Annotated in this window: 15 protein-coding genes and 1 pseudogene; 8 read left to right on the top strand and 8 right to left on the bottom strand. The window is 59.6% G+C overall.

The features are described from left to right. Window positions 1-231: biofilm formation regulator BssR (locus CW267_RS25910; RefSeq protein WP_319826676.1), on the bottom strand; the 231-nt coding region annotated here is incomplete at its 3' end. Window positions 232-609: 378 nt separating this feature from the next. Between CW267_RS25910 and CW267_RS25905 the strand changes: the two genes are divergently transcribed. Beyond that, window positions 610-1,851, top strand: a complete 1,242-nt coding sequence (locus CW267_RS25905) for an oligosaccharide MFS transporter (RefSeq protein WP_012968644.1) — start codon at window positions 610-612, stop codon at window positions 1,849-1,851. Between the two features lie 27 nt (window positions 1,852-1,878). On the opposite strand, the gene CW267_RS25900 is transcribed toward CW267_RS25905, so the two are convergent. Beyond that, window positions 1,879-2,781, bottom strand: a complete 903-nt coding sequence (locus CW267_RS25900) for a Kdo hydroxylase family protein (RefSeq protein ID WP_012968645.1) — start codon at window positions 2,779-2,781, stop codon at window positions 1,879-1,881. Window positions 2,782-3,026: 245 nt separating this feature from the next. Between CW267_RS25900 and rimO the strand changes: the two genes are divergently transcribed. Continuing rightward, complete coding sequence (rimO, locus tag CW267_RS25895) at window positions 3,027-4,352, top strand: 30S ribosomal protein S12 methylthiotransferase RimO (protein WP_008805799.1); 1,326 nt, start codon at window positions 3,027-3,029, stop codon at window positions 4,350-4,352. A 1,001-nt stretch (window positions 4,353-5,353) separates the two neighbouring features. On the opposite strand, the gene gsiD is transcribed toward rimO, so the two are convergent. The 5 genes and pseudogenes from gsiD to iaaA form a co-directional block, all read right to left on the bottom strand. After that, window positions 5,354-6,265 (bottom strand): glutathione ABC transporter permease GsiD, encoded by a 912-nt coding sequence (gsiD, locus tag CW267_RS25885; RefSeq protein ID WP_004147729.1) that lies wholly within the window; start codon window positions 6,263-6,265, stop codon window positions 5,354-5,356. 1 nt (window position 6,266) lies between these two features. Continuing rightward, window positions 6,267-7,187 (bottom strand): glutathione ABC transporter permease GsiC, encoded by a 921-nt coding sequence (gsiC, locus tag CW267_RS25880; RefSeq protein ID WP_008805798.1) that lies wholly within the window; start codon window positions 7,185-7,187, stop codon window positions 6,267-6,269. A gap of 72 nt (window positions 7,188-7,259) precedes the next feature. Further along, window positions 7,260-8,801: a glutathione ABC transporter substrate-binding protein GsiB gene (gene gsiB, locus CW267_RS25875; RefSeq protein WP_004176731.1), complete on the bottom strand. Its 1,542-nt coding sequence runs from the start codon at window positions 8,799-8,801 to the stop codon at window positions 7,260-7,262. 32 nt (window positions 8,802-8,833) lie between these two features. Further along, complete coding sequence (gsiA, locus tag CW267_RS25870; RefSeq protein ID WP_008805797.1) at window positions 8,834-10,693, bottom strand: glutathione ABC transporter ATP-binding protein GsiA; 1,860 nt, start codon at window positions 10,691-10,693, stop codon at window positions 8,834-8,836. A gap of 17 nt (window positions 10,694-10,710) precedes the next feature. After that, a pseudogene (gene iaaA, locus CW267_RS25865) lies at window positions 10,711-11,652 on the bottom strand (beta-aspartyl-peptidase). A 235-nt stretch (window positions 11,653-11,887) separates the two neighbouring features. Between iaaA and moeA the strand changes: the two are divergent. The 6 genes from moeA (at window position 11,888) to CW267_RS25835 (ending at window position 19,771) form a co-directional block, all read left to right on the top strand. After that, window positions 11,888-13,123 carry a molybdopterin molybdotransferase MoeA gene (moeA, locus tag CW267_RS25860; protein WP_048964498.1) on the top strand — a complete coding sequence of 412 codons (1,236 nt, stop codon included), beginning with the start codon at window positions 11,888-11,890 and terminating at the stop codon, window positions 13,121-13,123. Beyond that, window positions 13,123-13,878, top strand: coding sequence for a molybdopterin-synthase adenylyltransferase MoeB (gene moeB, locus CW267_RS25855; protein ID WP_008805794.1), 756 nt, complete (start codon window positions 13,123-13,125; stop codon window positions 13,876-13,878). Before moeA ends, moeB begins: the two co-directional genes overlap by 1 nt. A gap of 154 nt (window positions 13,879-14,032) precedes the next feature. Continuing rightward, window positions 14,033-14,932 (top strand): glycyl-radical enzyme activating protein, encoded by a 900-nt coding sequence (locus CW267_RS25850; protein WP_064142666.1) that lies wholly within the window; start codon window positions 14,033-14,035, stop codon window positions 14,930-14,932. A gap of 4 nt (window positions 14,933-14,936) precedes the next feature. After that, window positions 14,937-17,369 carry a formate C-acetyltransferase/glycerol dehydratase family glycyl radical enzyme gene (locus CW267_RS25845; RefSeq protein WP_012542364.1) on the top strand — a complete coding sequence of 811 codons (2,433 nt, stop codon included), beginning with the start codon at window positions 14,937-14,939 and terminating at the stop codon, window positions 17,367-17,369. A 180-nt stretch (window positions 17,370-17,549) separates the two neighbouring features. Then, window positions 17,550-18,365 (top strand): Cof-type HAD-IIB family hydrolase, encoded by an 816-nt coding sequence (locus tag CW267_RS25840; protein ID WP_008805791.1) that lies wholly within the window; start codon window positions 17,550-17,552, stop codon window positions 18,363-18,365. 140 nt (window positions 18,366-18,505) lie between these two features. Further along, a complete protein-coding gene (locus CW267_RS25835) occupies window positions 18,506-19,771 on the top strand; it encodes a DUF1479 domain-containing protein (RefSeq protein WP_008805790.1) in 1,266 nt (421 codons plus the stop codon). Here the strand turns inward: CW267_RS25835 and CW267_RS25830 are convergent. Further along, window positions 19,768-20,196: LacI family DNA-binding transcriptional regulator (locus CW267_RS25830; protein ID WP_133124759.1), on the bottom strand; the 429-nt coding region annotated here is incomplete at its 5' end. The genes CW267_RS25835 and CW267_RS25830 overlap by 4 nt on opposite strands.

Here is a 20,196-nt window from a genome sequence, read left to right as displayed (position 1 = left end):
CTCGCCCGCCAGGCGAAGGGCCTCCTTCTCCTCCGGTGAAACGACATTCTGCAGGCGCGGGGCCTGCGCACGCATTTCACGGCAAAGCTCAAACAAGTTATCACGCAGATGGTCATTTTCGCTGACTGACATGTAGCCTTTAGCCTTTCGCAACTGCAGATAGGCATCAATATCGATATTGGCATTGATGAGCTCCTGCAAAAGGTGGCGATATTGTCTGTCAACGGTCATCACAGTTCCTCCTCTGTCGTCCTTTACCCTTCTCATGATACGGTTATTTTTTGTGCAAAATGATGCGCCAGGTCAATTATTCCCAAGCCTGTAACACCCTTTACAATGTGACAACCTTACCGCTTTGTAGGATATACACCAAAAACAATGGTATACGATCACAATTAATTTCAAAAAGAAATCAACTCGCGATTATTACCATTAAAAGGCGGAAATAGTGCTGCTAAGATCACACTATACCACAAATGCTATTGCGCGATCGCCAGCCAGAATGCCATAACAAATCATTAATGTAATACGTATAACATTTCATAAAAACAGCGAACGCTGCCCGCGGATCGCTGATAATCTCTCTGCCCGTTTGCAAGGAACTGAAACATGACGCCCGGTAAAAGAAACTACCTCCTGTTGAGTCTTTTCGATTTCCTCTACCTGTTCGCCTGGTCGTCGACCATGGCTTTCTTCGTCATCTGGACCACCCAGCATCTTGGCATCAGCGCCACGAAGACTGGCCTGCTGTACTCGGTCAACGCTTTTATCGCCCTGCTGATGCAACCTTTCTTCGGCTTTATCTCCGACAAGTTCGGCCTGAAAAAACGGCTTATCTGGCTGCTGGTCGCCCTGCTCCTGCCGGTGGGCCCCTTCTTTATCTATGTTTACGCGCCGCTGCTGGTGCACAATTTCTGGTTCGGCGCGCTGCTGGGGGGGATCTATCTGGGGATCATCTTTAACTCCGGCTGCGGGGTGATCGACTCTTACATCGATAAGATTTCCCGTCGCTACCAGTTCGAATACGGTCGGGTGCGGATGTGGGGCTCGTTAGGCTGGGCAGCGGCGGCCTGGATTGTGGGTAAATATATCGACAGCAATCCTAATCTGGCCTTCTGGCTCGCCAGCCTCGCCATCGTCATCGCCGCCATCTGCTTTATGCTGACCAAAATTGAATTAACCGACGCCGATGTGGCGCGAAGCGAATCGCTGAAGGTCTCCCATGCCCTCGAGCTGGCGAAGAATGGTCAGTTCTGGATGCTGCTGCTCTTTACCCTGTTCGTCACGCAAATTTATGACACCTACGATCAGCAGTTTGCCCAGTATTTCTCGCTGCAGTTCCCGACGCCGGAGGAAGGCAACCGCTGGTATGGGATCCTCGCCTCCATTCAGGTGTGCGGCGAAACGCTGTTCTTATGCCTGATGCCGTGGTTTGTTAACCGGACCGGCGCCAAATGGGCGCTGATCATCGCCGGGTTGATCATGTCGGTACGTATTGTCGGGTCAGCCGTGCCCCTCGGTCCGGTGTGGATTGGCGCGGTGAAAATGATGCATGCCCTGGAGAAACCGTTAATTCTGGTATCGGTCTTTAAATTCATCGCTGCCAACTTCGACCACAAGCTCTCTTCGACGGTCTATTTGCTGGTGCTGTTTGTCGCCTCGATCGCCACCGCCATCTACTCTCCGCTGGCAGGCTATCTGTACGATACCATTGGCTTCGCCGATACCTATCTGATCCTCGGAGGTATCGCCGGGCTCTTTACGCTGATCTCCATTTTCACCCTGAAGGATAAGCGCGAGCCGAAAAAGCCCAGCGCCAGGCCTTCCGGGGCCGTTACGCCGGCGCAATAATCCTCTGCCCGGTAGCCACGCCGGGCGCTACACGTTGCGCGCGACTAACGGCTTTTGCAGGAGCGTTTCCAGCACCCGCAGCGGCGAGAGCTGCGGGTGACTCATCGCTTTCACCGGCAACAGAAAGGTCTGCTCAAGCAGATACTGGCCGCGCATCGCGGCGTGCGGGGTCTGATCGGAAAAGCAGATCCAGGTGCTGCCGGCGGCAAAGTCGATCTCCTGCTGCACCCCCTGTCGCTGGTACTCAGGTGTGCTTTTCATCGCATCGTGCAGGGCCAGCATCAGATGATCGTAATGGCTACGCCGACTTTTGGTGATCCCCAGCGCTGCCAGCAGCCAGGCGCCTGACGGCGACCAGGGTTTCAGCCGCGGCAGAAAGCGTGCCGCGAGGGTATCGAAATGCTCCCCTGTCCGCCAGGTTCGCGGTTCGCCGCGGGGATGAATATTGCAAAAGATGCGCAGAATACGATCACCCTTGACCGGGCGCGACGGGAATGCGTCCACATGCAAGCGCGAATCGTCTTTGCGCCAGGAGGTCGTTTCACGCCAGGCGGTAATGGGATGCAGACGCAGACTGGTTTGCGGATGGTGCAGCGACTCGCCATAGCCTGGCAATAACGCGTCGATCAGCTGCAGCGTCATCTGGTGGTAACGCGCCATTAGCCGGGCGATGGCAGCCGTTTTCTGCTTATCCGCCACGCCTCTGAGCATGCGGGTGTCGGGTTGATAGCTGATATTCTTGCGCCGCGGCGCGACCAGCTCAGGGGTCAGCAATGCCTGCTCCGTGGCGGTTAATGAAAACGCCAGCTGCGGCAGATAGAGCACATTTCCCTGCTCAAGGGAGTGTTGGATCTGCGGCGGTTGCGGGGGGATCTCCAGATTACTGAATGGCAGGGTGGCTATCGCCACCGGGGAGCCTGTTGGTGTCATTTCCTTGCCTCTTCTCCTCGCGGTCATCGAGGTATTTAGTAAAGAAATTGTTATCACTTTGTAGATTACAACGTAAATGACGGGCGTTTTTATCAGGAATGGCGGTTTTGACCCGGTGCTGAAGCCCACGCGCTCCTCACCCGAGCGCTTTTTCACCATTAACCGCGACGGAGCTATACTCTTTTTCGCAAAGATCTGTAGAATTCCTGCCCTGACCATTCCAATAATTGAACACTTTTTAAGCTATGAGCAATGTCACGCACCAGCCGAAAATCGGCTTCGTCTCCCTGGGCTGCCCGAAAAATCTCGTGGACTCAGAGCGTATCCTGACCGAACTGCGCACCGAAGGTTATGACGTCGTCCCTACCTACGACAACGCCGATATGGTCATCGTTAACACCTGCGGCTTTATCGATAGCGCTGTGCAGGAATCGCTGGAAGCGATCGGCGAAGCGTTAAAAGAGAACGGCAAGGTGATCGTCACCGGCTGCCTTGGCGCGAAAGAGGATCAGATCCGCGAAGTTCACCCGAAGGTGCTGGAGATCACCGGTCCGCACAGCTATGAGCAGGTGCTGGAGCACGTCCACCACTACTCGCCGAAGCCGAAGCACAACCCGTTCCTCAGCCTGGTGCCGGAACAGGGCGTTAAGCTGACGCCGCGTCACTACGCCTACTTAAAAATTTCTGAAGGCTGCAACCATCGCTGCACCTTCTGCATCATCCCGTCCATGCGTGGCGATCTGGTGAGCCGTCCGATTGGCGAAGTGCTGGCGGAAGCCAAACGCCTCGCTGACGCCGGCGTGAAAGAGCTGCTGGTGATTTCTCAGGACACCTCCGCCTACGGCGTCGATGTCAAGCACCGTACCGGTTTCCACAACGGCATGCCAGTGAAGACCAGCATGGTCAGCCTGTGCGAAGAGCTGGCGAAGCTCGGCATCTGGGTGCGCCTGCATTATGTTTACCCGTATCCGCACGTCGACGATGTGATCCCGCTGATGGCGGAAGGCAAAATTCTGCCGTACCTCGATATTCCGCTGCAGCACGCCAGCCCGCGTATTCTGAAGCTGATGAAGCGTCCTGGCTCTGCAGACCGCCAGCTGGCGCGCATTAAGCAGTGGCGTGAAATTTGCCCGGATCTGACCCTGCGCTCTACCTTTATCGTGGGCTTCCCGGGCGAAACGGAAGAAGATTTCCAGATGCTGCTCGACTTCCTGAAAGAGGCGCGTCTCGACCGCGTCGGCTGCTTCAAGTACAGCCCGGTTGAAGGCGCCACCGCCAACGAACTGGCGGATCAGGTGCCGGAAGAGGTGAAAGAGGAGCGCTGGAACCGCTTTATGCAGCTGCAGCAGCAGATCTCTGCCGAGCGTCTGCAGGAGAAAGTGGGCCGCGAAATCCTGGTGCTGGTGGATGAAGTTGACGAAGAAGGCGCCATTGGCCGCAGCATGGCCGACGCCCCGGAAATCGACGGCGCGGTCTACCTGAACGGCGAAACCCGCGTTAAGCCGGGCGACGTGGTGCGGGTGAAAGTCGAGCATGCCGACGAATACGACCTGTGGGGTACCCGGGTCTAGTCCAGCTTCCCGGATAGCGGCTTATCGCATTCCCCAGCCTACGGGGTCCTCCCGTAGGCTCACCCCCCAGGTCCGCGCAAGCGCAGCGCCGCCGGGCAAGCATTGATTATCTTCCAGGCAGCCCTGTTGCGAGGTTATTTTGCCGGGTGGCGCTACGCTTACCCGGCCTACGGGATCCAGTCCCAATATGTGAATCGCCGCCGGACATGGGGCCGCTGAAACTGCCGGTGCTGGCGGCCTCAACATCGCTGAGACGTTCCCGGAAGGCCGGGGCAGCCCGCAGGGATGCGGGCTGAGGGCCGTGTTTTGCACGGACGCTGCCTCGGCCCGACCCGAAGCCTGCAGGGATAAGTCGAAGGCACCACGCAGTGGCGATGTTGCTGGCCGGAGCCCGGGGGTACAGGGGGCGGCGGCGACTGGCCGCCCCCTGTGCGCTCCCTGCGCCATGCCAGGCATAACGCAGAAGATTAACCGGGAGCGCAATGTGCGCTGAAGCCACAAATAATATAAAGCACCGCACGGCGAAGCTTTCCCTCACCCTAACCCTCTCCCGGAGGGCGAGGGAACCGTCCGGCAGTCGTTTCGCCCCACACCGCTCCCTGCGCTATGAGAGACATAACCCAGAAGATCTGAAGCCACAAATAATATAAAGCACCGCACGGCGAAGCTTTCCCTCACCCTAACCCTCTCCCGGAGGGCGAGGGAACCGTCCGGCAGTCGTTTCGCCCCACACCGCTCCCTGCGCTATGAGAGACATAACCCAGAAGATTAACCGGGAGCGCAATGTGCACTGAAGCCACAAATAATATAAAGCACCGCACGGCGAAGCTTTCCCTCACCCTAACCCTCTCCCGGAGGGCGAGGGAACCGTCCGGCAGTCGTTTCGCCCCACACCGCTCCCTGCGCTATGAGAGACATAACGCAGAAGATTAACCGGGAGCGCAATGTGCGCTGAAGCCACAAATAATATAAAGCACCGCACGGCGGTGCTTTCCCTCACCCTACCCCTTTAACTTCGGATCCAGCGCATCGCGCAGGCCATCGCCCAGCAGATTAAACGCCAGAACGGTCACGAAAATCGCCACCGCCGGAAACAGCGCTACGTGCGGGGACATCACCATATCCGCCCGCGCCTCGTTGAGCATCGCGCCCCACTCTGGCGTGGGCGGCTGCGCGCCGAGGCCGAGAAACGACAGACTGGCCGCCGAAATAATCGATACCCCAATACGCATGGTGAAATAAACCACGATCGATGACACCGTCCCCGGCAGGATGTGGTTGAACAGAATGGTGGCGTCGCTGGCGCCGATGCTGCGCGCCGATTCAATAAAGGTCTGCTGCTTTAACACCAGCGTATTGCCGCGCACCAGACGAGCAAACGCCGGGATCGAGAAGATCGCCACGGCGATGATCACGTTGGCCATCCCGCTGCCCATGACAGCGACCACCGCGATCGCCAGCAGGATCCCCGGAAAGGCGAACAGCACGTCGCAAAGTCGCATAATGAGCCGGTCCCACCAGCCCTCATAGTAGCCGGCCAGCAGCCCAAGCACCGTGCCGATAGCCGCGCCAATCAGCACCGCCAGTACCCCGGCAGCCAGCGAGATCTGCGCCCCGACCAGCACCCGGCTGAAAATATCGCGCCCCAGCGAGTCGACACCGAACCAGTGCACCAGCGAGGGCCCCTCGTTAAGCCGGTCATAATCGAAATAATTTTCCGCATCGTACGGCGCTATCCATGGCGCAACGATGGCTACCGCAATCAGCAACAGCACGAAAATACCAGCGCCCATCGCCACCGGCTGGCGACGAAAGCGCCGCCAGAACTCATGCCATGGGGTATGGATCTCGCCGGGTCTGATACCCGGCATGGCGTTCAGCGCCGCCTGCCTTCTCCAGTTGAGCAATCGCACCTTACTTATACCTTATAGCCGGGTTAATGGCCGCGTACAGCACATCCACCACTAAATTGATAAGAATAAACTCCAGCGAAAAGAGCAGGACTTCCGCCTGAATTACCGGGTAATCGCGCATCTCTACCGAATCGACCAACAGGCGCCCAAGCCCCGGCCAGTTAAACACCTTTTCCACGACGATCGACCCACCGAGCAGAAAGCCGAACTGCAGCCCCATCATGGTCACCACCGGGATCATCGCATTGCGCAGGCCATGCTTGAGCACCACCCACGTTTCGCTCACCCCTTTCGCCCGCGCGGTACGCATATAGTCTTCATGCAACACATCAACGAACGACGCGCGGGTAAAGCGCGCCATGACCGCCGCTACCGCCGCGCCAAGGGTCAACGATGGCAAAATATAGTGCCGCCAGCTGTCGGCCCCCACCGTCGGCAGCCAGCCCAGCTCAACCGAAAACACCTGCATCAGCAGCATGCCGAGAGCAAAAGCCGGAAACGAAATGCCGCTCACCGCCAGCGCCATTCCCAGACGGTCGGGCCAGCGATTGCGCCACACCGCGGCCGCGATCCCCGCCGCCATCCCGAACAGTACCGCCCAGCTCATGCTGGCCAGCGTCAGCCACAGCGTGGGCATAAAGCGGCTGGCTATTTCACTGGAAACGGGACGCCGCGAGGCCATGGAAATGCCAAAATCGCCGCGCAGCACGTTGGTGATGTAGTGCCAGAACTGGACATGCAGCGGCTGGTCAAGCCCCAGTTGCTGGCGCACCATCGCCACCACCTGGGCATCGGCCTCCGGTCCGGCAATCAGCCGCGCCGGGTCACCGGGCAGCATATGGACGAACAGAAACACCAGTACTGCGACGATAAGCAGGGTGGGGATCAGCCCCAGCAGGCGCTTAATCACATAGTTGAGCATCATACCTCCGCAACCCGCCCCGCGGAAAAACCGCCCCCCGCGCGCTGGCGCCGGAGGGCATCATCCCATCCTTCACGGTGTTAAATCTGCCTGTTCAAAACTAAAGCCAGTATCCGGCTGGATATAGAAACCGGTGAGGTTCTTGCTGTGGGCGGAGACCAGTTTCTCGACCACCAGCGGTACCCACGGCGACTCTTTCCAGATAATATCCTGCGCCTCTTTATAGAGTTTGGTTTTCTCTTGCGGGTCGGTGGTTTTCAGCGCCTCGCTCAGCGCGTTATCCACCTGCGGGTTGCTGTAAAACGCGGTATTAAACAGCGTCGGCGGCCAGTTTTGCGAGGCGAACAGCGGCGACAGCGCCCAGTCGGCTTCACCGGTGGAGGCGGACCAGCCGGTATAGAACATCCGTACCCCGCTCTCTTTCTGCCCTTTACCTTCCACTTCCGCCGCCCGCTGACCAGCGTCCATCGCCGTCACCTGCGCCTTAATCCCCACCTGCGCCAGCTGCTGCTGGGTGAACTGCAGTACTTTCTGCGCGGTGCTGTGATTATGTGATGACCACAGCGTGGTGCTGAAACCGTTAGGGTAGCCAGCCTCTTTCAGCAACTGGCGAGCTTTCGCCGGATCGTAGGGCCAGGCGGTGTAAGTCTGGGCGTAGGCAATCGACGGCGGCACCACCCCGGTCGCCGGGGTGGCGTATCCGGCAAACGCCACCTTGACCAGCGCCTGACGGTTAATCGCATAGTTGATGGCTTCACGCACCTTCGGATTATCGAACGGCTTCTGCGTCACGTTCATGCTGATGTAGCGCTGCATGATCGACGGGCTGGCCACCAGCTCCAGTTTGCTGTTTTTTGCCAGCAGCGGCGCCTGTTCGTAAGGGATCGGGAAAGCAAACTGCGCTTCGCCGGTCTGCAGCATCGCCGCCCGGGTGTTGTTATCCACCACCGGACGCCAGGTGATGGAGTCCAGCTTCGGCAGGCCTGGCTGCCAGTAACCATCGAACTTGCTGACCTTCACGAAATCTGTCTGGTTCCAGGTGTCGAGCTTATACGGCCCGGTACCCACCGGATGGAAGCCAATATCCTTGCCATATTTTTTCAGCGCCGCCGGCGAAATCATCGCCGTCGCCGGATGGGCGAGAATGTTAATAAATGCCGAGAAGGGCTGCTTCAGGGTAATTTTGACCGTGGTCGGATCGACCGCCTCGGTGCTGGCGATATTTTTATACAGGTTATAGCGCTTGAGATGGTTATCCGGGTTACTCGCGCGGTCGAGGTTAGCCTTGACCGCCTCGGCGTTAAAGTCGGTGCCATCCTGGAATTTCACCCCGCTGTGCAGCTTGATGGTGTACACCAGGCCGTCCGGTGACACGGTATAGCTCTCGGCAAGAACATTTTGTAGCTTCATCTCTTTATCAAGGCCGAACAGGCCTTGATAAAAGGACTTCGCCACCGCCTGCGACAGGGTATCGTTGGCATCATAGGGATCGAGCGTCGTAAAGTTAGACCCGACCGCCACGACCACATCTTTGGCGGCAAAGGCAGGGGCGCTCGCCAGGGCCGCCGCGATACTCAGCGCCAGCCACCATTTGCGTGAAACAGGTTGTGTCATCGTATTCTCCTGAAAAGGTGCGTTATGTGTTGTTATGCTCTGCCCAGCACATCGGCGGATTCGCGGGCGACAAAGTGGTCCGGCCCAACCTGCTGCAATGGCACGCTGGCCATCTCCTCGCCCCGCTTATAGATATTGCCCGGGACGTCATCAGACAGCAGGACTCGCTGCGGATGACGGTAGGCCGGGTCGGCCACCGGTACGGCGGCCATTAGCTTACGGGTATAGGGGTGCTGCGGGTTTTCAAACACCGCACGGCGCGGGCCTATTTCGACAATGCGACCGCGATACATCACCGCCACGCGGTGGCTGATGCGCTCCACCACCGCCATATCATGGGAAATAAACAGAAACGCGATACCCATCTCGCGCTGCAGGTCGAGCATCAGATTGATAATCTGCGCCCGAATGGAGACATCCAGGGCCGACACCGACTCATCGGCTATCACCACCTTCGGATTCAGCGCCAGCGCGCGGGCAATGCAGATCCGCTGCCGCTGGCCGCCGGAAAAGGCATGGGGGTAACGCCAGGCATGCTCCGGCTGAAGCCCCACGCGCTTCAGTAGCCAGGAAACCCGCTCACGCGCGGCTTCACCATGCAGCAGGCCATGCACCCGCAGCGGCTCCATGATCGAGTCACCGACCGTCTGACGCGGGTCAAGCGAAGCGTAAGGATCCTGAAAAATAAACTGAATATTACGGCGCAGGGATTGCAGCTTGCTGCCGGAGAGCGTATCAATCCGTTGGCCGTCGAAGGTAATGGTGCCACCCTGGGTTTCGACCAGTCTCAGCAGCGCCCGGCCGGTGGTCGACTTGCCGCAGCCGGACTCTCCCACCAGCGACAGGGTCTCTCCCGGCCAGAGATCAAAACTGATCTTCTCCACCGCATGCACTTCGCGCGTCACGCGATTGAGCAGCCCACCGCGCACCGGAAAACGGGCCACCAGGTCGCGCACCTGCAGGATAGGCTCCCCCGCCGCCACCGTGTCTGGCGTTTCGGTCTCCGCCTGCGGCTGACCGGGAAGCGAAAAACGGCGCGGCAGATCCTGACCCCGCATCTCCCCCAGCCGCGGAACCGCCGCCAGCAGCGACTGAGTATAAGGGTGCTGCGGCGAACGAAAGATCTCCTCAACGCTGCCGGTCTCTACCGCCTCACCGCGATACATCACCAGCACCCGATCGGCGATATCGGCCACGACGCCCATATCGTGGGTAATAAAGATCACCCCCATCGCCATCTCCTTTTGCAGGACGGCAATGAGTTGCAAAATTTGCGCCTGGATGGTGACATCCAGGGCCGTGGTCGGCTCATCGGCTATCAACACCGCCGGCCGGCAGGAGAGCGCCATGGCGATCATCACCCGCTGGCGCATGCCGCCGGAGAGCTGGTGCGGATAGCGTGAGAGCATCTCTTCCGCCTGGGGAATACGCACCTGGTCGAGCATCTTTTTCGCCGCGCGCAGCGCCTCTTCGCGCCCCAGCCCCTGGTGCAGGCGCAGGGATTCGGCGATTTGTTCGCCGATGGTAAAAACCGGATTCAGCGAGGTCATCGGCTCCTGAAAAATCATGGCCAGATCCGCGCCGCGCACCCGGCGCATCTCGGCGTCCGTTTGCTCATTGAGCGCGATCACCTGCCGGTTACGCCGCCGCAGCCACAGCCCCTCGCTGCTCACTTCGCTGCTGGCGGCGTCAAGCAAACGCATCAGCGCCAGCGCGGTCACCGATTTTCCCGAACCGGACTCACCCACTATCGCCAGCGTCTCGCCGCGACGCAGGCTGAAGGATAGCTGACGCACGGCCTGCACCTCTGGCGCATCCTGTTGGCGAAAGGCCACGTTCAGGTTGCGCACTACCAGCACTTCGCAGGTATCGGTTTCGTGAGTTTGCGACACTCTCCCTCTCCCTTCTTCTATTCGCGATAAATGCCAATGGTCGGCGTATCGCCGGCATAGCACCAGGCGCGGTACATGCCTTCACTGTTAAACGGTAAAACGACGTTACCTTCGCGATCGACGGCAATCAGCCCGCCGCTACCGCCGAGAGCCGGCAGTTTCTCCATCACCACCCGCTCGCAGGCGGTGTAGAGACTCAACTGACCATACTCCATTAAGGCGGCGATATCGTAGGCCGCCAGGGTGCGCATAAAGACTTCGCCGGTGCCGGTGCAGGAGACCGCCACGCTGGCATTGTTGGCATAGCATCCCGCGCCCGGCAGCGGGCTGTCGCCGACGCGTCCGGGCAATTTGTTGGTCATGCCGCCGGTGGAGGTTGCCGCCGCCAGATTGCCAGCCAGGTCGAGCGCCACCGCGCCGACGGTGCCCATTTTCTGGCGTTCATCGAGCGGGGCGGCGTGGTGGTCGAGGATAATCTCCCCGCCCGCTTTCGCCTCCTGCAGCTGCAGCAGGCGCTCGGGCGTGGAGAAGAGATCGTTTTCCACGCGTTCCATCCCCCGGGAGAAGGCGAAATTTTCCGCGCCCTCGCCAATCAGCAGCACGTGCGGGCTCTCCTCCAGTACCAGACGCGCCGCCAGCACCGGATTACGCAAATGTTTGACCCCGGCCACCGCGCCCGCCTGCAGGCTGTAGCCATCCATTACGCAGGCGTCCAGCTCATGGGTTTGATCGTGGGTAAATACCGCGCCCATCCCGGCGTTAAACAGCGGGCACTCTTCCAGCAGCCGAACGGCCTCGGTCACGGTATCCAGCGCACTGGCGCCCGCAGCCAACATCTTCTACCCGCTTTCGACGATAGTCGACAGCGCCGCCACATACTCTCGCTCCCGCTCCGGCGTCATCTGCGCGCGAGAAATCGCCCCTGCGCCGCCGTGAATTGCTATAACCGCCTTGCCCATTTCGCCAGTCCTTAACGATGAAGTGGATCGCCCCTGCCCCGTCGTACCGCGGCGCGGCGCCGGTCACGTCAGGAATAAGGGTATTGATATCATTATATTGCTGAATGTCTTATACAATTTTTGAATATAGAAAGAGCGGCGGGCGATGTAAAGCCTCGTACCCAGGTGGCATACAGCCCGCGCCGCTTTTCTGCCATAATAGGCGTTTTCGCTGTTTTGCCCGCAGGAGTGACCCATGGATTTTACCGCCGGACTGATGCCGCTCGACACAGCCCTCGCCCAGATGCTCGATCGTATTACGCCGCTGAACGCGACGGAAACTGTACCGCTGTTGCAGGCCTTCTCGCGTGTGACCGCCCATGACATCGTCTCCCCGCTGGATGTGCCCGGCTTTGATAACGCCGCGATGGATGGCTATGCCGTCCGGCTAAGCGACCTTCGCGACGGCGCGGCGCTGCCGGTCGCCGGTAAGGCCTTTGCCGGCCAACCGTTTCACGAGACCTGGCCCACCGGCACCTGTATCCGCATCATGACCGGCGCGCCGGTCCCTGCGGGCTGCGACGCGGTGGTCATGCAGGAAGAGACCGAACAGACCGACGCCGGCGTGCGCTTTACCGCGCCGGTGAAAGCCGGGCAGCACATTCGCCGTCGCGGAGAAGATATCGCTCACGGCGCGGTGGTCTTCCCGGCGGGGACGCCCCTGACGGTGGCCGAGCTGCCGGTGCTGGCCTCGCTGGGCATTGCCGAGGTCGAGGTGGTGCGCAAGGTACGCGTCGCGGTCTTCTCAACCGGCGATGAGCTGCAGCTGCCGGGTCAACCGCTCGGCGACGGCCAGATTTACGATACCAACCGCCTGGCGGTGCACCTGATGCTGCAGCAGCTGGGCTACGAGGTCATTAACCTCGGCATTATTCCTGACGACCCGGCGAAGCTGCGTGACGCGTTTATCGCCGCCGACCAGCAGGCCGACGTGGTCATCAGCTCCGGTGGCGTCTCGGTGGGCGAAGCCGACTACACCAAAACCATTCTTGAAGAGCTGGGGGAGATCGGCTTCTGGAAACTGGCGATCAAGCCGGGGAAACCCTTCGCCTTCGGCAAGCTCAGCAGCAGCTGGTTCTGCGGCCTGCCGGGTAACCCGGTTTCCGCCACCGTCACCTTCTGTCAGCTGGTGCAGCCGCTGCTGGCGAAACTCTCGGGCAAGCACGGCCCGCTTCAGGCAACCCGCCTGCGGGTACGCGCCGCCACGCGACTGAAGAAGTCGCCGGGTCGTCTCGACTTCCAGCGCGGTATTCTGCAGCGCAACCCCGACGGCGAGCTGGTGGTGACCACCACCGGCCATCAGGGCTCGCACATTTTCAGCTCATTCAGCCTCGGTAACTGCTTTATCGTACTGGAGCGCGAACGCGGCCACGTCGAAGCGGGCGAATGGGTCGAAGTCGAGCCCTTTAATCATCTGTTTGGGGGGCTGTAATGGCCGTTGAGCTGAGCGACGAGGAGATGCTGCGCTATAACCGGCAGATCGTCTTGCGCGGTTTTGATTTCGACGGTCAGGAGCGACTAAAAGCCGCTCGCGTACTGGTGGTCGGCCTCGGCGGGCTCGGCTGCGCCGCCGCTCAATATCTGGCGGCGGCCGGCGTGGGTCAGCTCACCCTGCTCGATTTCGACACCGTCTCGCTGTCCAACCTCCAGCGCCAGACGCTGCACAGCGACGCGACCATCGGCCAACCGAAGGTGGATTCTGCCCGCGAGGCGCTGGCGCGCATTAACCCGCACGTCCGGCTGGTCCCGCTCAATGCCTTGCTGGATGAGACCGCGCTGGCGGGGCAGATTGCCGATCACGATCTGGTGCTGGACTGCACCGACAACGTCGCCATTCGTAACCAGCTCAACGCCGGCTGTTTCCAGCACACCACCCCGCTGGTCTCCGGGGCAGCGATCCGCATGGAGGGGCAAATCAGCGTCTTCACGTATCAGGATGGCGAACCCTGCTACCGCTGCCTGAGCCGTCTGTTCGGCGAAAATGCCCTCACCTGCGTCGAAGCCGGGGTAATGGCCCCGCTGGTGGGCACCATCGGTTCACTGCAGGCGATGGAGGCCATTAAACTGCTGACCGGCTACGGCACCCCTGCCAGCGGAAAAATCGTGATGTACGACGCCATGACCTGCCAGTTTCGTGAAATGAAGCTGATGCGTCATCCGCAGTGCGAGGTATGCGGCTCGCACTAACCCCCACACCGGCGACGAGGGTCGTCGGTGGTTTTGTGACCTCTCTCGTTTTTTTATCCCCAGGGGCTTAGCCCCATCCCGCTTGTTGATTTACGTCAATATAACTTTCATTCGAAAGTGTTTTTATATTCATACGCAAACAAGAGGATAAGCCATGATCTTCAACATCCAGCGCTACTCCACCCATGACGGCCCAGGGATCCGTACCGTCGTCTTCCTGAAAGGCTGCTCGCTGGGCTGCCGCTGGTGCCAGAACCCGGAAAGCCGCGCCCGCAGCGAAGATCTGCTGTATGACTCGCGGCTGTGCCTGGCCGGCTGCGATCTGTGCCAGCGGGCGGCGCCGGAGGTTATCACCCGTACCCTCGATGGTTTGATCATTGATCGGCAAAACGTTAACGACAAGCATATTACTGCGCTGCGTGACTGCTGCCCCACCACCGCGCTAACGGTCTGCGGCGAGGAGAAAAACGTCGAAGCGATCATGGCGACGGTGCTGCGTGATAAACCGTTCTACGATCGCAGCGGCGGCGGCATCACCCTTTCCGGCGGCGAACCCTTTATGAACCCGACGCTGGCGCAGGCGCTTTTCGAAGCCAGCCATCAGGCAGGTATTCACACCGCCGTGGAAACCTGCCTGCACGTGCCGTGGAAATACATTGAACCGGCTTTACCCTTTGTCGACCTGTTTCTCGCCGACCTGAAACACGTCGACGAGGCCGTTTTCCAGCAGTGGACCGACGGCAGCGCCCGCCGGGTGCTGGATAACCTGCAGCGACTGGCGCAGGCAGGGAAAAAAATGATTATTCGCGTGCCGCTGATCCAGGGATTCAACGCCAGTGAAGCCGACATTGCCGCGATCACCGATTTTGCCGCCGACCGCCTGCAGGTCAGCGAGATCCATTTCCTGCCGTACCACACGCTGGGAATGAACAAATACCAGTTACTCAGTCAGCCCTACACCGCACCGGACAAACCGCTGGATGCTCCTGAGCTGCTCGCCTTCGCGCAGGATTATGCGCGGAGCAAGGGGCTAACGGCGATCTTACGAGGATAACCTTATGACGACTCTCAAACTCAATACCCTCAGCGCCCGCATCCAGGCCCATAAAATGGCGCTGGTGCATATTGTCAAACCGCCGGTCTGTACCGAACGCGCCCGCCACTACACCGAGATGTATCAGCAGCATCTTGATAAGCCAATCCCGGTACGTCGCGCCCTGGCGCTGGCGCATCACCTTGCCGAGCGCACCATCTGGATCAAGCACGACGAACTGATCGTCGGCAACCAGGCCAGCGAAGTGCGCGCCGCGCCGATTTTCCCGGAATACACCGTCAGCTGGATTGAGAAAGAGATCGACGATCTTGCCGACCGCCCCGGCGCCGGCTTCTCGGTCAGCGAAGAGAACAAACGCGTGCTGCATGAAGTGTGCCCATGGTGGCGCGGGCAGACCGTACAGGACCGCTGCTACGGTATGTTTACCGATGAGCAAAAAGCGCTGCTCGCCACCGGCATTATTAAGGCGGAAGGCAATATGACCTCCGGTGACGCTCACCTGGCGGTCAACTACCCGCTGCTGCTGGAGAAAGGCCTCGACGGTATGCGCGCCAAGGTCGCCGAACGCCGGTCGCGCATTAACCTGACGGTACTGGAAGACCTGCACGGCGAGCAGTTCCTGAAAGCGATTGATATCGTTCTGGAAGCGGTCAGCGACCACAGCAAACGCTTCGCCGCGCTGGCGCGCGAGATGGCGACAGCAGAATCCCGTGAATCACGCCGCCACGAACTGCTGACGATAGCCGAAAACTGCGACATCATCGCCCATGAGCCGCCGAAAACCTTCTGGCAGGCGCTGCAGTTGTGCTACTTCATTCAGCTGATCCTGCAGATTGAATCCAATGGCCACTCGGTCTCCTTTGGCCGTATGGACCAGTACCTCTATCCGTACTACCGTCGCGACGTTGAACTGCAGCAGTCGCTGGATCGCGAACAGGCCATTGAGCTGCTGCACAGCTGCTGGCTGAAGCTGCTGGAGGTCAACAAAATTCGCTCCGGCTCGCACTCCAAGGCCTCTGCCGGCAGCCCGCTGTACCAGAACGTCACCATTGGCGGCCAGAACCTGGTCGACGGCCAGCCGCAGGACGCCGTCAACCCGCTGTCGTATGCCATCCTGGAATCCTGTGGTCGTCTGCGCTCTACCCAGCCGAACCTCAGCGTGCGTTACCATGCCGGGATGAGCAACGACTTCCTCGACGCCTGCGTCCAGGTGATCCGCTGCGGCTTCGGCATGCCGGCGTTTAATAACGACGAAATCGTCATCCCGGAATTTATCAAACTCGGCATCGAGCCGCAGGACGCCTACGATTACGCCGCCATCGGCTGCATCGAAACCGCGGTTGGCGGCAAATGGGGCTACCGCTGCACCGGCATGAGCTTTATCAACTTCGCGCGGGTGATGCTGGCGACGCTGGAAGGTGGCCGCGATGCCACCAGCGGTCAGGTATTCCTGCCCCAGGAGCATGCCCTGTCGAAAGGCAACTTCGCTAATTTCGACCAGGTGCTGGCAGACTGGGATAACCAGATCCGCTACTACACCCGTAAATCCATTGAGATTGAGTACGTGGTCGATACCATGCTGGAGGAAAACGTCCACGATATTCTCTGTTCGGCGCTGGTGGATGACTGTATCGAACGGGCGAAAAGCATCAAGCAAGGCGGCGCGAAATATGACTGGGTTTCCGGCCTGCAGGTGGGTATCGCCAACCTCGGCAACAGCCTGGCGGCGGTGAAAAAACTGGTCTTCGATCAGGGCGCCATCGGCCAGCAGGAACTGGCGAAGGCGCTGGCGGAAGATTTCGACGGTCTGACCCACGAGCAACTGCGCCAGCGGTTGATCAACGGCGCGCCGAAGTACGGTAACGATGATGACAGCGTCGACGAGTTGCTGGCGCGGGCCTACCAGACCTATATCGACGAGCTGAAGCAGTATCACAACCCGCGCTATGGCCGCGGCCCAATCGGCGGCAACTATTACGCTGGCACGTCGTCTATCTCCGCCAACGTTCCGTTCGGCGCCCAGACGATGGCGACACCGGATGGCCGTAAAGCGCACACCCCGCTGGCGGAAGGGGCCAGCCCGGCCTCCGGTACCGACCATCTGGGGCCGACAGCGGTCATCAGTTCGGTGGGCAAACTCCCCACCGGCGCGATCCTCGGCGGCGTGCTGCTTAACCAGAAGCTGAATCCGTCCACGCTGGAGAATGAGTCCGACAAGCAGAAGCTGATGGTGCTGCTGCGCACCTTCTTCGAGGTGCACAAAGGCTGGCATATCCAGTACAACATCGTATCCCGCGACACGCTGCTGGAGGCGAAGAAACACCCTGACCAGTACCGCGATTTAGTGGTCCGCGTCGCCGGATACTCGGCGTTCTTCACCGCCCTGTCGCCGGATACCCAGGACGATATCATCGCCCGAACCGAACATACGCTGTAACCCTTCGTGCCCGCTGGCGCTATGCTTAGCGGGCCTACCCTGTTCTGCAGGCCGGGTAAGGCAACGTTGCCACCCGGCATTTTCTGCGCTGAGTGAACTTTCATTCGAAATAAATTTGTGCTCCCCATCACATTGTAATTAGAATGTTACTGGTCGAAGTTAAGCCAGGAGCATCCCCTTATGACCGTTAAAGTTATCGTCACCGATATGGACGGAACTTTTCTCAATGACGCCAAAACCTACGATCGCTCACGGTTTCTGGCGCAATTCGCCCAGCTGCAGCAGCGCGGCATTGAATTTGTTGTCGCCAGCGGCAACCAGTACTATCAGTTGATCTCCTTCTTCCCGGAGATCCGCGAGCAGATTTCGTTCGTCGCCGAAAACGGCGCGCTGGTCTTTGAGCATGGCAAGCAGCTGTTCCACGGCGAACTGACCCGCCACGAATCACAGGTGGTGATTGGCGAATTGCTCAAAGATCCGCAGCTCAACTTTGTCGCCTGCGGCCTGCAGAGCGCGTATGTGAGCGATAAAGCTCCGGATGCCTTCGTCGACCTGATGTCAAAGCACTACCACCGTCTGCAGCGGGTAAGCGATTACCATCGCATCGACGACACGCTGTTCAAATTCTCCCTCAACCTGCCGGACAGCGAGATCCCACAGCTGATCGATAAACTGCACGTGTCGCTCGACGGGATCATGAAGCCGGTCACCAGCGGCTTTGGCTTTGTCGATTTGATTATCCCCGGCCTGCATAAAGCCAACGGCATCAGCCGCCTGCTCAAACGCTGGAACCTTTCGCCCCAGCAGTGCGTGGCCATCGGCGACAGCGGCAACGACGCCGAAATGCTGAAGCTGGTGAAATACGCTTTCGCCATGGGTAACGCCGCCGACACCATCAAGGCTATCGCCGGCTATGCCACTGACGATAATAACCATGACGGCGCGCTGAACGTCATTCAGGCCGTCCTCGATAATACCGCTCCCTTCAACGCGTGACCCTTCGCCGGGGCATCGCGCCCCGGTTTTTCCATTTTGTGCGCCGTAGCAAGATTTTAAACTTGCATTAACTCCATTTTAACTTAAATTAACGTTTGTAAGATTTAACACTTTCGAATGAAAGATACAGCGAGGTTATTATGGCTGCTCTCCCGACCCACGAAACATTACCTGCCGACCACAAAGCGGCAATTCGCCAGATGAAACAGGCCTTACGGGCACAAATTGGCGATGTCCAGGCAGTGTTCGATAAACTCTCGGCGCGTATCAGCGAGCGCCTGGACGAGATTAATGCCCTGAAAGCCACAGGCCAGGAGGTCTGGCCGACGATCCCGTTCAGCGATATCGCCGAAGGAAAAGTGAGCGATGAGCAGCGCGCGGCGATTAAGCGCCGGGGCTGCGCAGTGATCAAAGGACACTACCCGCGCGAACAGGCGCTGGCCTGGGACAACGCGATGCTGGAATACCTCGATCTGAACCATTTCGATGATGTTTACAAAGGACCTGGCGACAGCTTCTTCGGTTCGCTGGAGGCTTCGCGTCCGGAAATCTATCCGATCTACTGGTCCCCCTCGCAAATGCAGGCGCGACAGAGTGATGAAATGGCGGCGGTGCAATCCTTCCTCAATCGCCTGTGGCGCTTTGAACAGAATGGCAAGCGCTGGTTCGATCCGGATGTCAGCGTGATTTACCCTGACCGTATCCGCCGCCGCCCGCCGGGAACCACGTCAAAGGGGCTGGGGGCGCATACCGATTCCGGCGCGCTGGAGCGCTGGCTGCTTCCCGCCTATCAGCAGGTTTTCGCCAACGTTTTTAATGGCAATATCGACGCCTACGATCCGTGGGACGCCGCGCACCGTACCGAAGTGGAAGAGTACACCGTCGACAACACCACCAAATGCTCGGTGTTCCGCACCTTCCAGGGCTGGACCGCGCTGTCGGACATGATCCCGGGTCAGGGGCTGCTACACGTGGTGCCGATCCCGGAGGCGATGGCTTATGTGCTGCTGCGCCCCCTGCTCGACGATGTGCCGGAAGATGAGCTGTGCGGCGTCGCGCCGGGCAGAGTGCTGCCGATCTCTGAGCAGTGGCACCCGCTCTTAATTAAAGCGTTAAGCTCGATTCCGGCGCTGAACGCTGGCGATTCCGTCTGGTGGCACTGCGATGTTATTCACTCAGTGGCGCCGGTGGAAAATCAACAGGGCTGGGGCAACGTGATGTACATCCCGGCCGCGCCGATGTGCGAAAAGAACCTCGCCTACGCGCAGAAAGTGAAAATTGCTCTGGAAAAAGGGGCCTCGCCGGGGGATTTCCCGCGCGAGGACTATGAGGCCAGCTGGCAGGGGCGCTTCACCCTGGAAGATCTGAATATTCACGGGAAACGGGCGCTGGGTATCCCGGTTTAATCGTCATACAGCCCCTGCGGCTCCACGGCGGTATGGCCTTTGCCCGGCCGGATCCGCCGTACCGAATCACGTACCACCAGCGTGCCGTGCAACAGTAGCGAGCCGTGCGGCGCCTCCGGGCGCAGCAGGCGCTGCTGCAGGAGATGCACCGCCTCGCTGCCCAGCTCATCTCGCGGCACATGCACCGCGGTCAGCGGCACCTCCTGAATCGCCGCCAGATTAAACCCGTCGATACTCATAACCGAAACATCCTGCGGCACCCGCAGGCCTCGTTTTTGCAGGGCGCTGACGGTGCCGGCGGCCATAAAATCACCGCCCACCAGGAAGGCGGTGGGCATCGGGCGCCCCTGTAAAGCGTCAAGCCAGGCCCCTACCTGCTCTTCCGTCTCTCTGGCGCTAAAGTTGGCGACGCTGATGAGATCCCG

The sequence above is a fragment of the Klebsiella sp. X1-16S-Nf21 genome, from assembly GCF_002837615.1.
Lineage (GTDB): Bacteria > Pseudomonadota > Gammaproteobacteria > Enterobacterales > Enterobacteriaceae > Klebsiella > Klebsiella variicola.
Note: the sequence above shows the minus strand (reverse complement) of the source record. Positions and strands in the feature narration are given on the sequence as shown.

Bases quoted from the DNA above. Each gene is read 5' to 3' on its own strand.
- CW267_RS25905 (WP_012968644.1), top strand. From the start codon at position 610: ATGACGCCCGGTAAAAGAAACTACCTCCTGTTGAGTCTTTTCGATTTC.
- CW267_RS25900 (WP_012968645.1), bottom strand. From the start codon at position 2,781: ATGACACCAACAGGCTCCCCGGTGGCGATAGCCACCCTGCCATTCAGT.
- rimO (WP_008805799.1), top strand. From the start codon at position 3,027: ATGAGCAATGTCACGCACCAGCCGAAAATCGGCTTCGTCTCCCTGGGC.
- gsiC (WP_008805798.1), bottom strand. From the start codon at position 7,187: ATGCTCAACTATGTGATTAAGCGCCTGCTGGGGCTGATCCCCACCCTG.
- gsiB (WP_004176731.1), bottom strand. From the start codon at position 8,801: ATGACACAACCTGTTTCACGCAAATGGTGGCTGGCGCTGAGTATCGCG.
- moeA (WP_048964498.1), top strand. From the start codon at position 11,888: ATGGATTTTACCGCCGGACTGATGCCGCTCGACACAGCCCTCGCCCAG.
- moeB (WP_008805794.1), top strand. From the start codon at position 13,123: ATGGCCGTTGAGCTGAGCGACGAGGAGATGCTGCGCTATAACCGGCAG.
- CW267_RS25850 (WP_064142666.1), top strand. From the start codon at position 14,033: ATGATCTTCAACATCCAGCGCTACTCCACCCATGACGGCCCAGGGATC.
- CW267_RS25845 (WP_012542364.1), top strand. From the start codon at position 14,937: ATGACGACTCTCAAACTCAATACCCTCAGCGCCCGCATCCAGGCCCAT.
- CW267_RS25840 (WP_008805791.1), top strand. From the start codon at position 17,550: ATGACCGTTAAAGTTATCGTCACCGATATGGACGGAACTTTTCTCAAT.
- CW267_RS25835 (WP_008805790.1), top strand. From the start codon at position 18,506: ATGGCTGCTCTCCCGACCCACGAAACATTACCTGCCGACCACAAAGCG.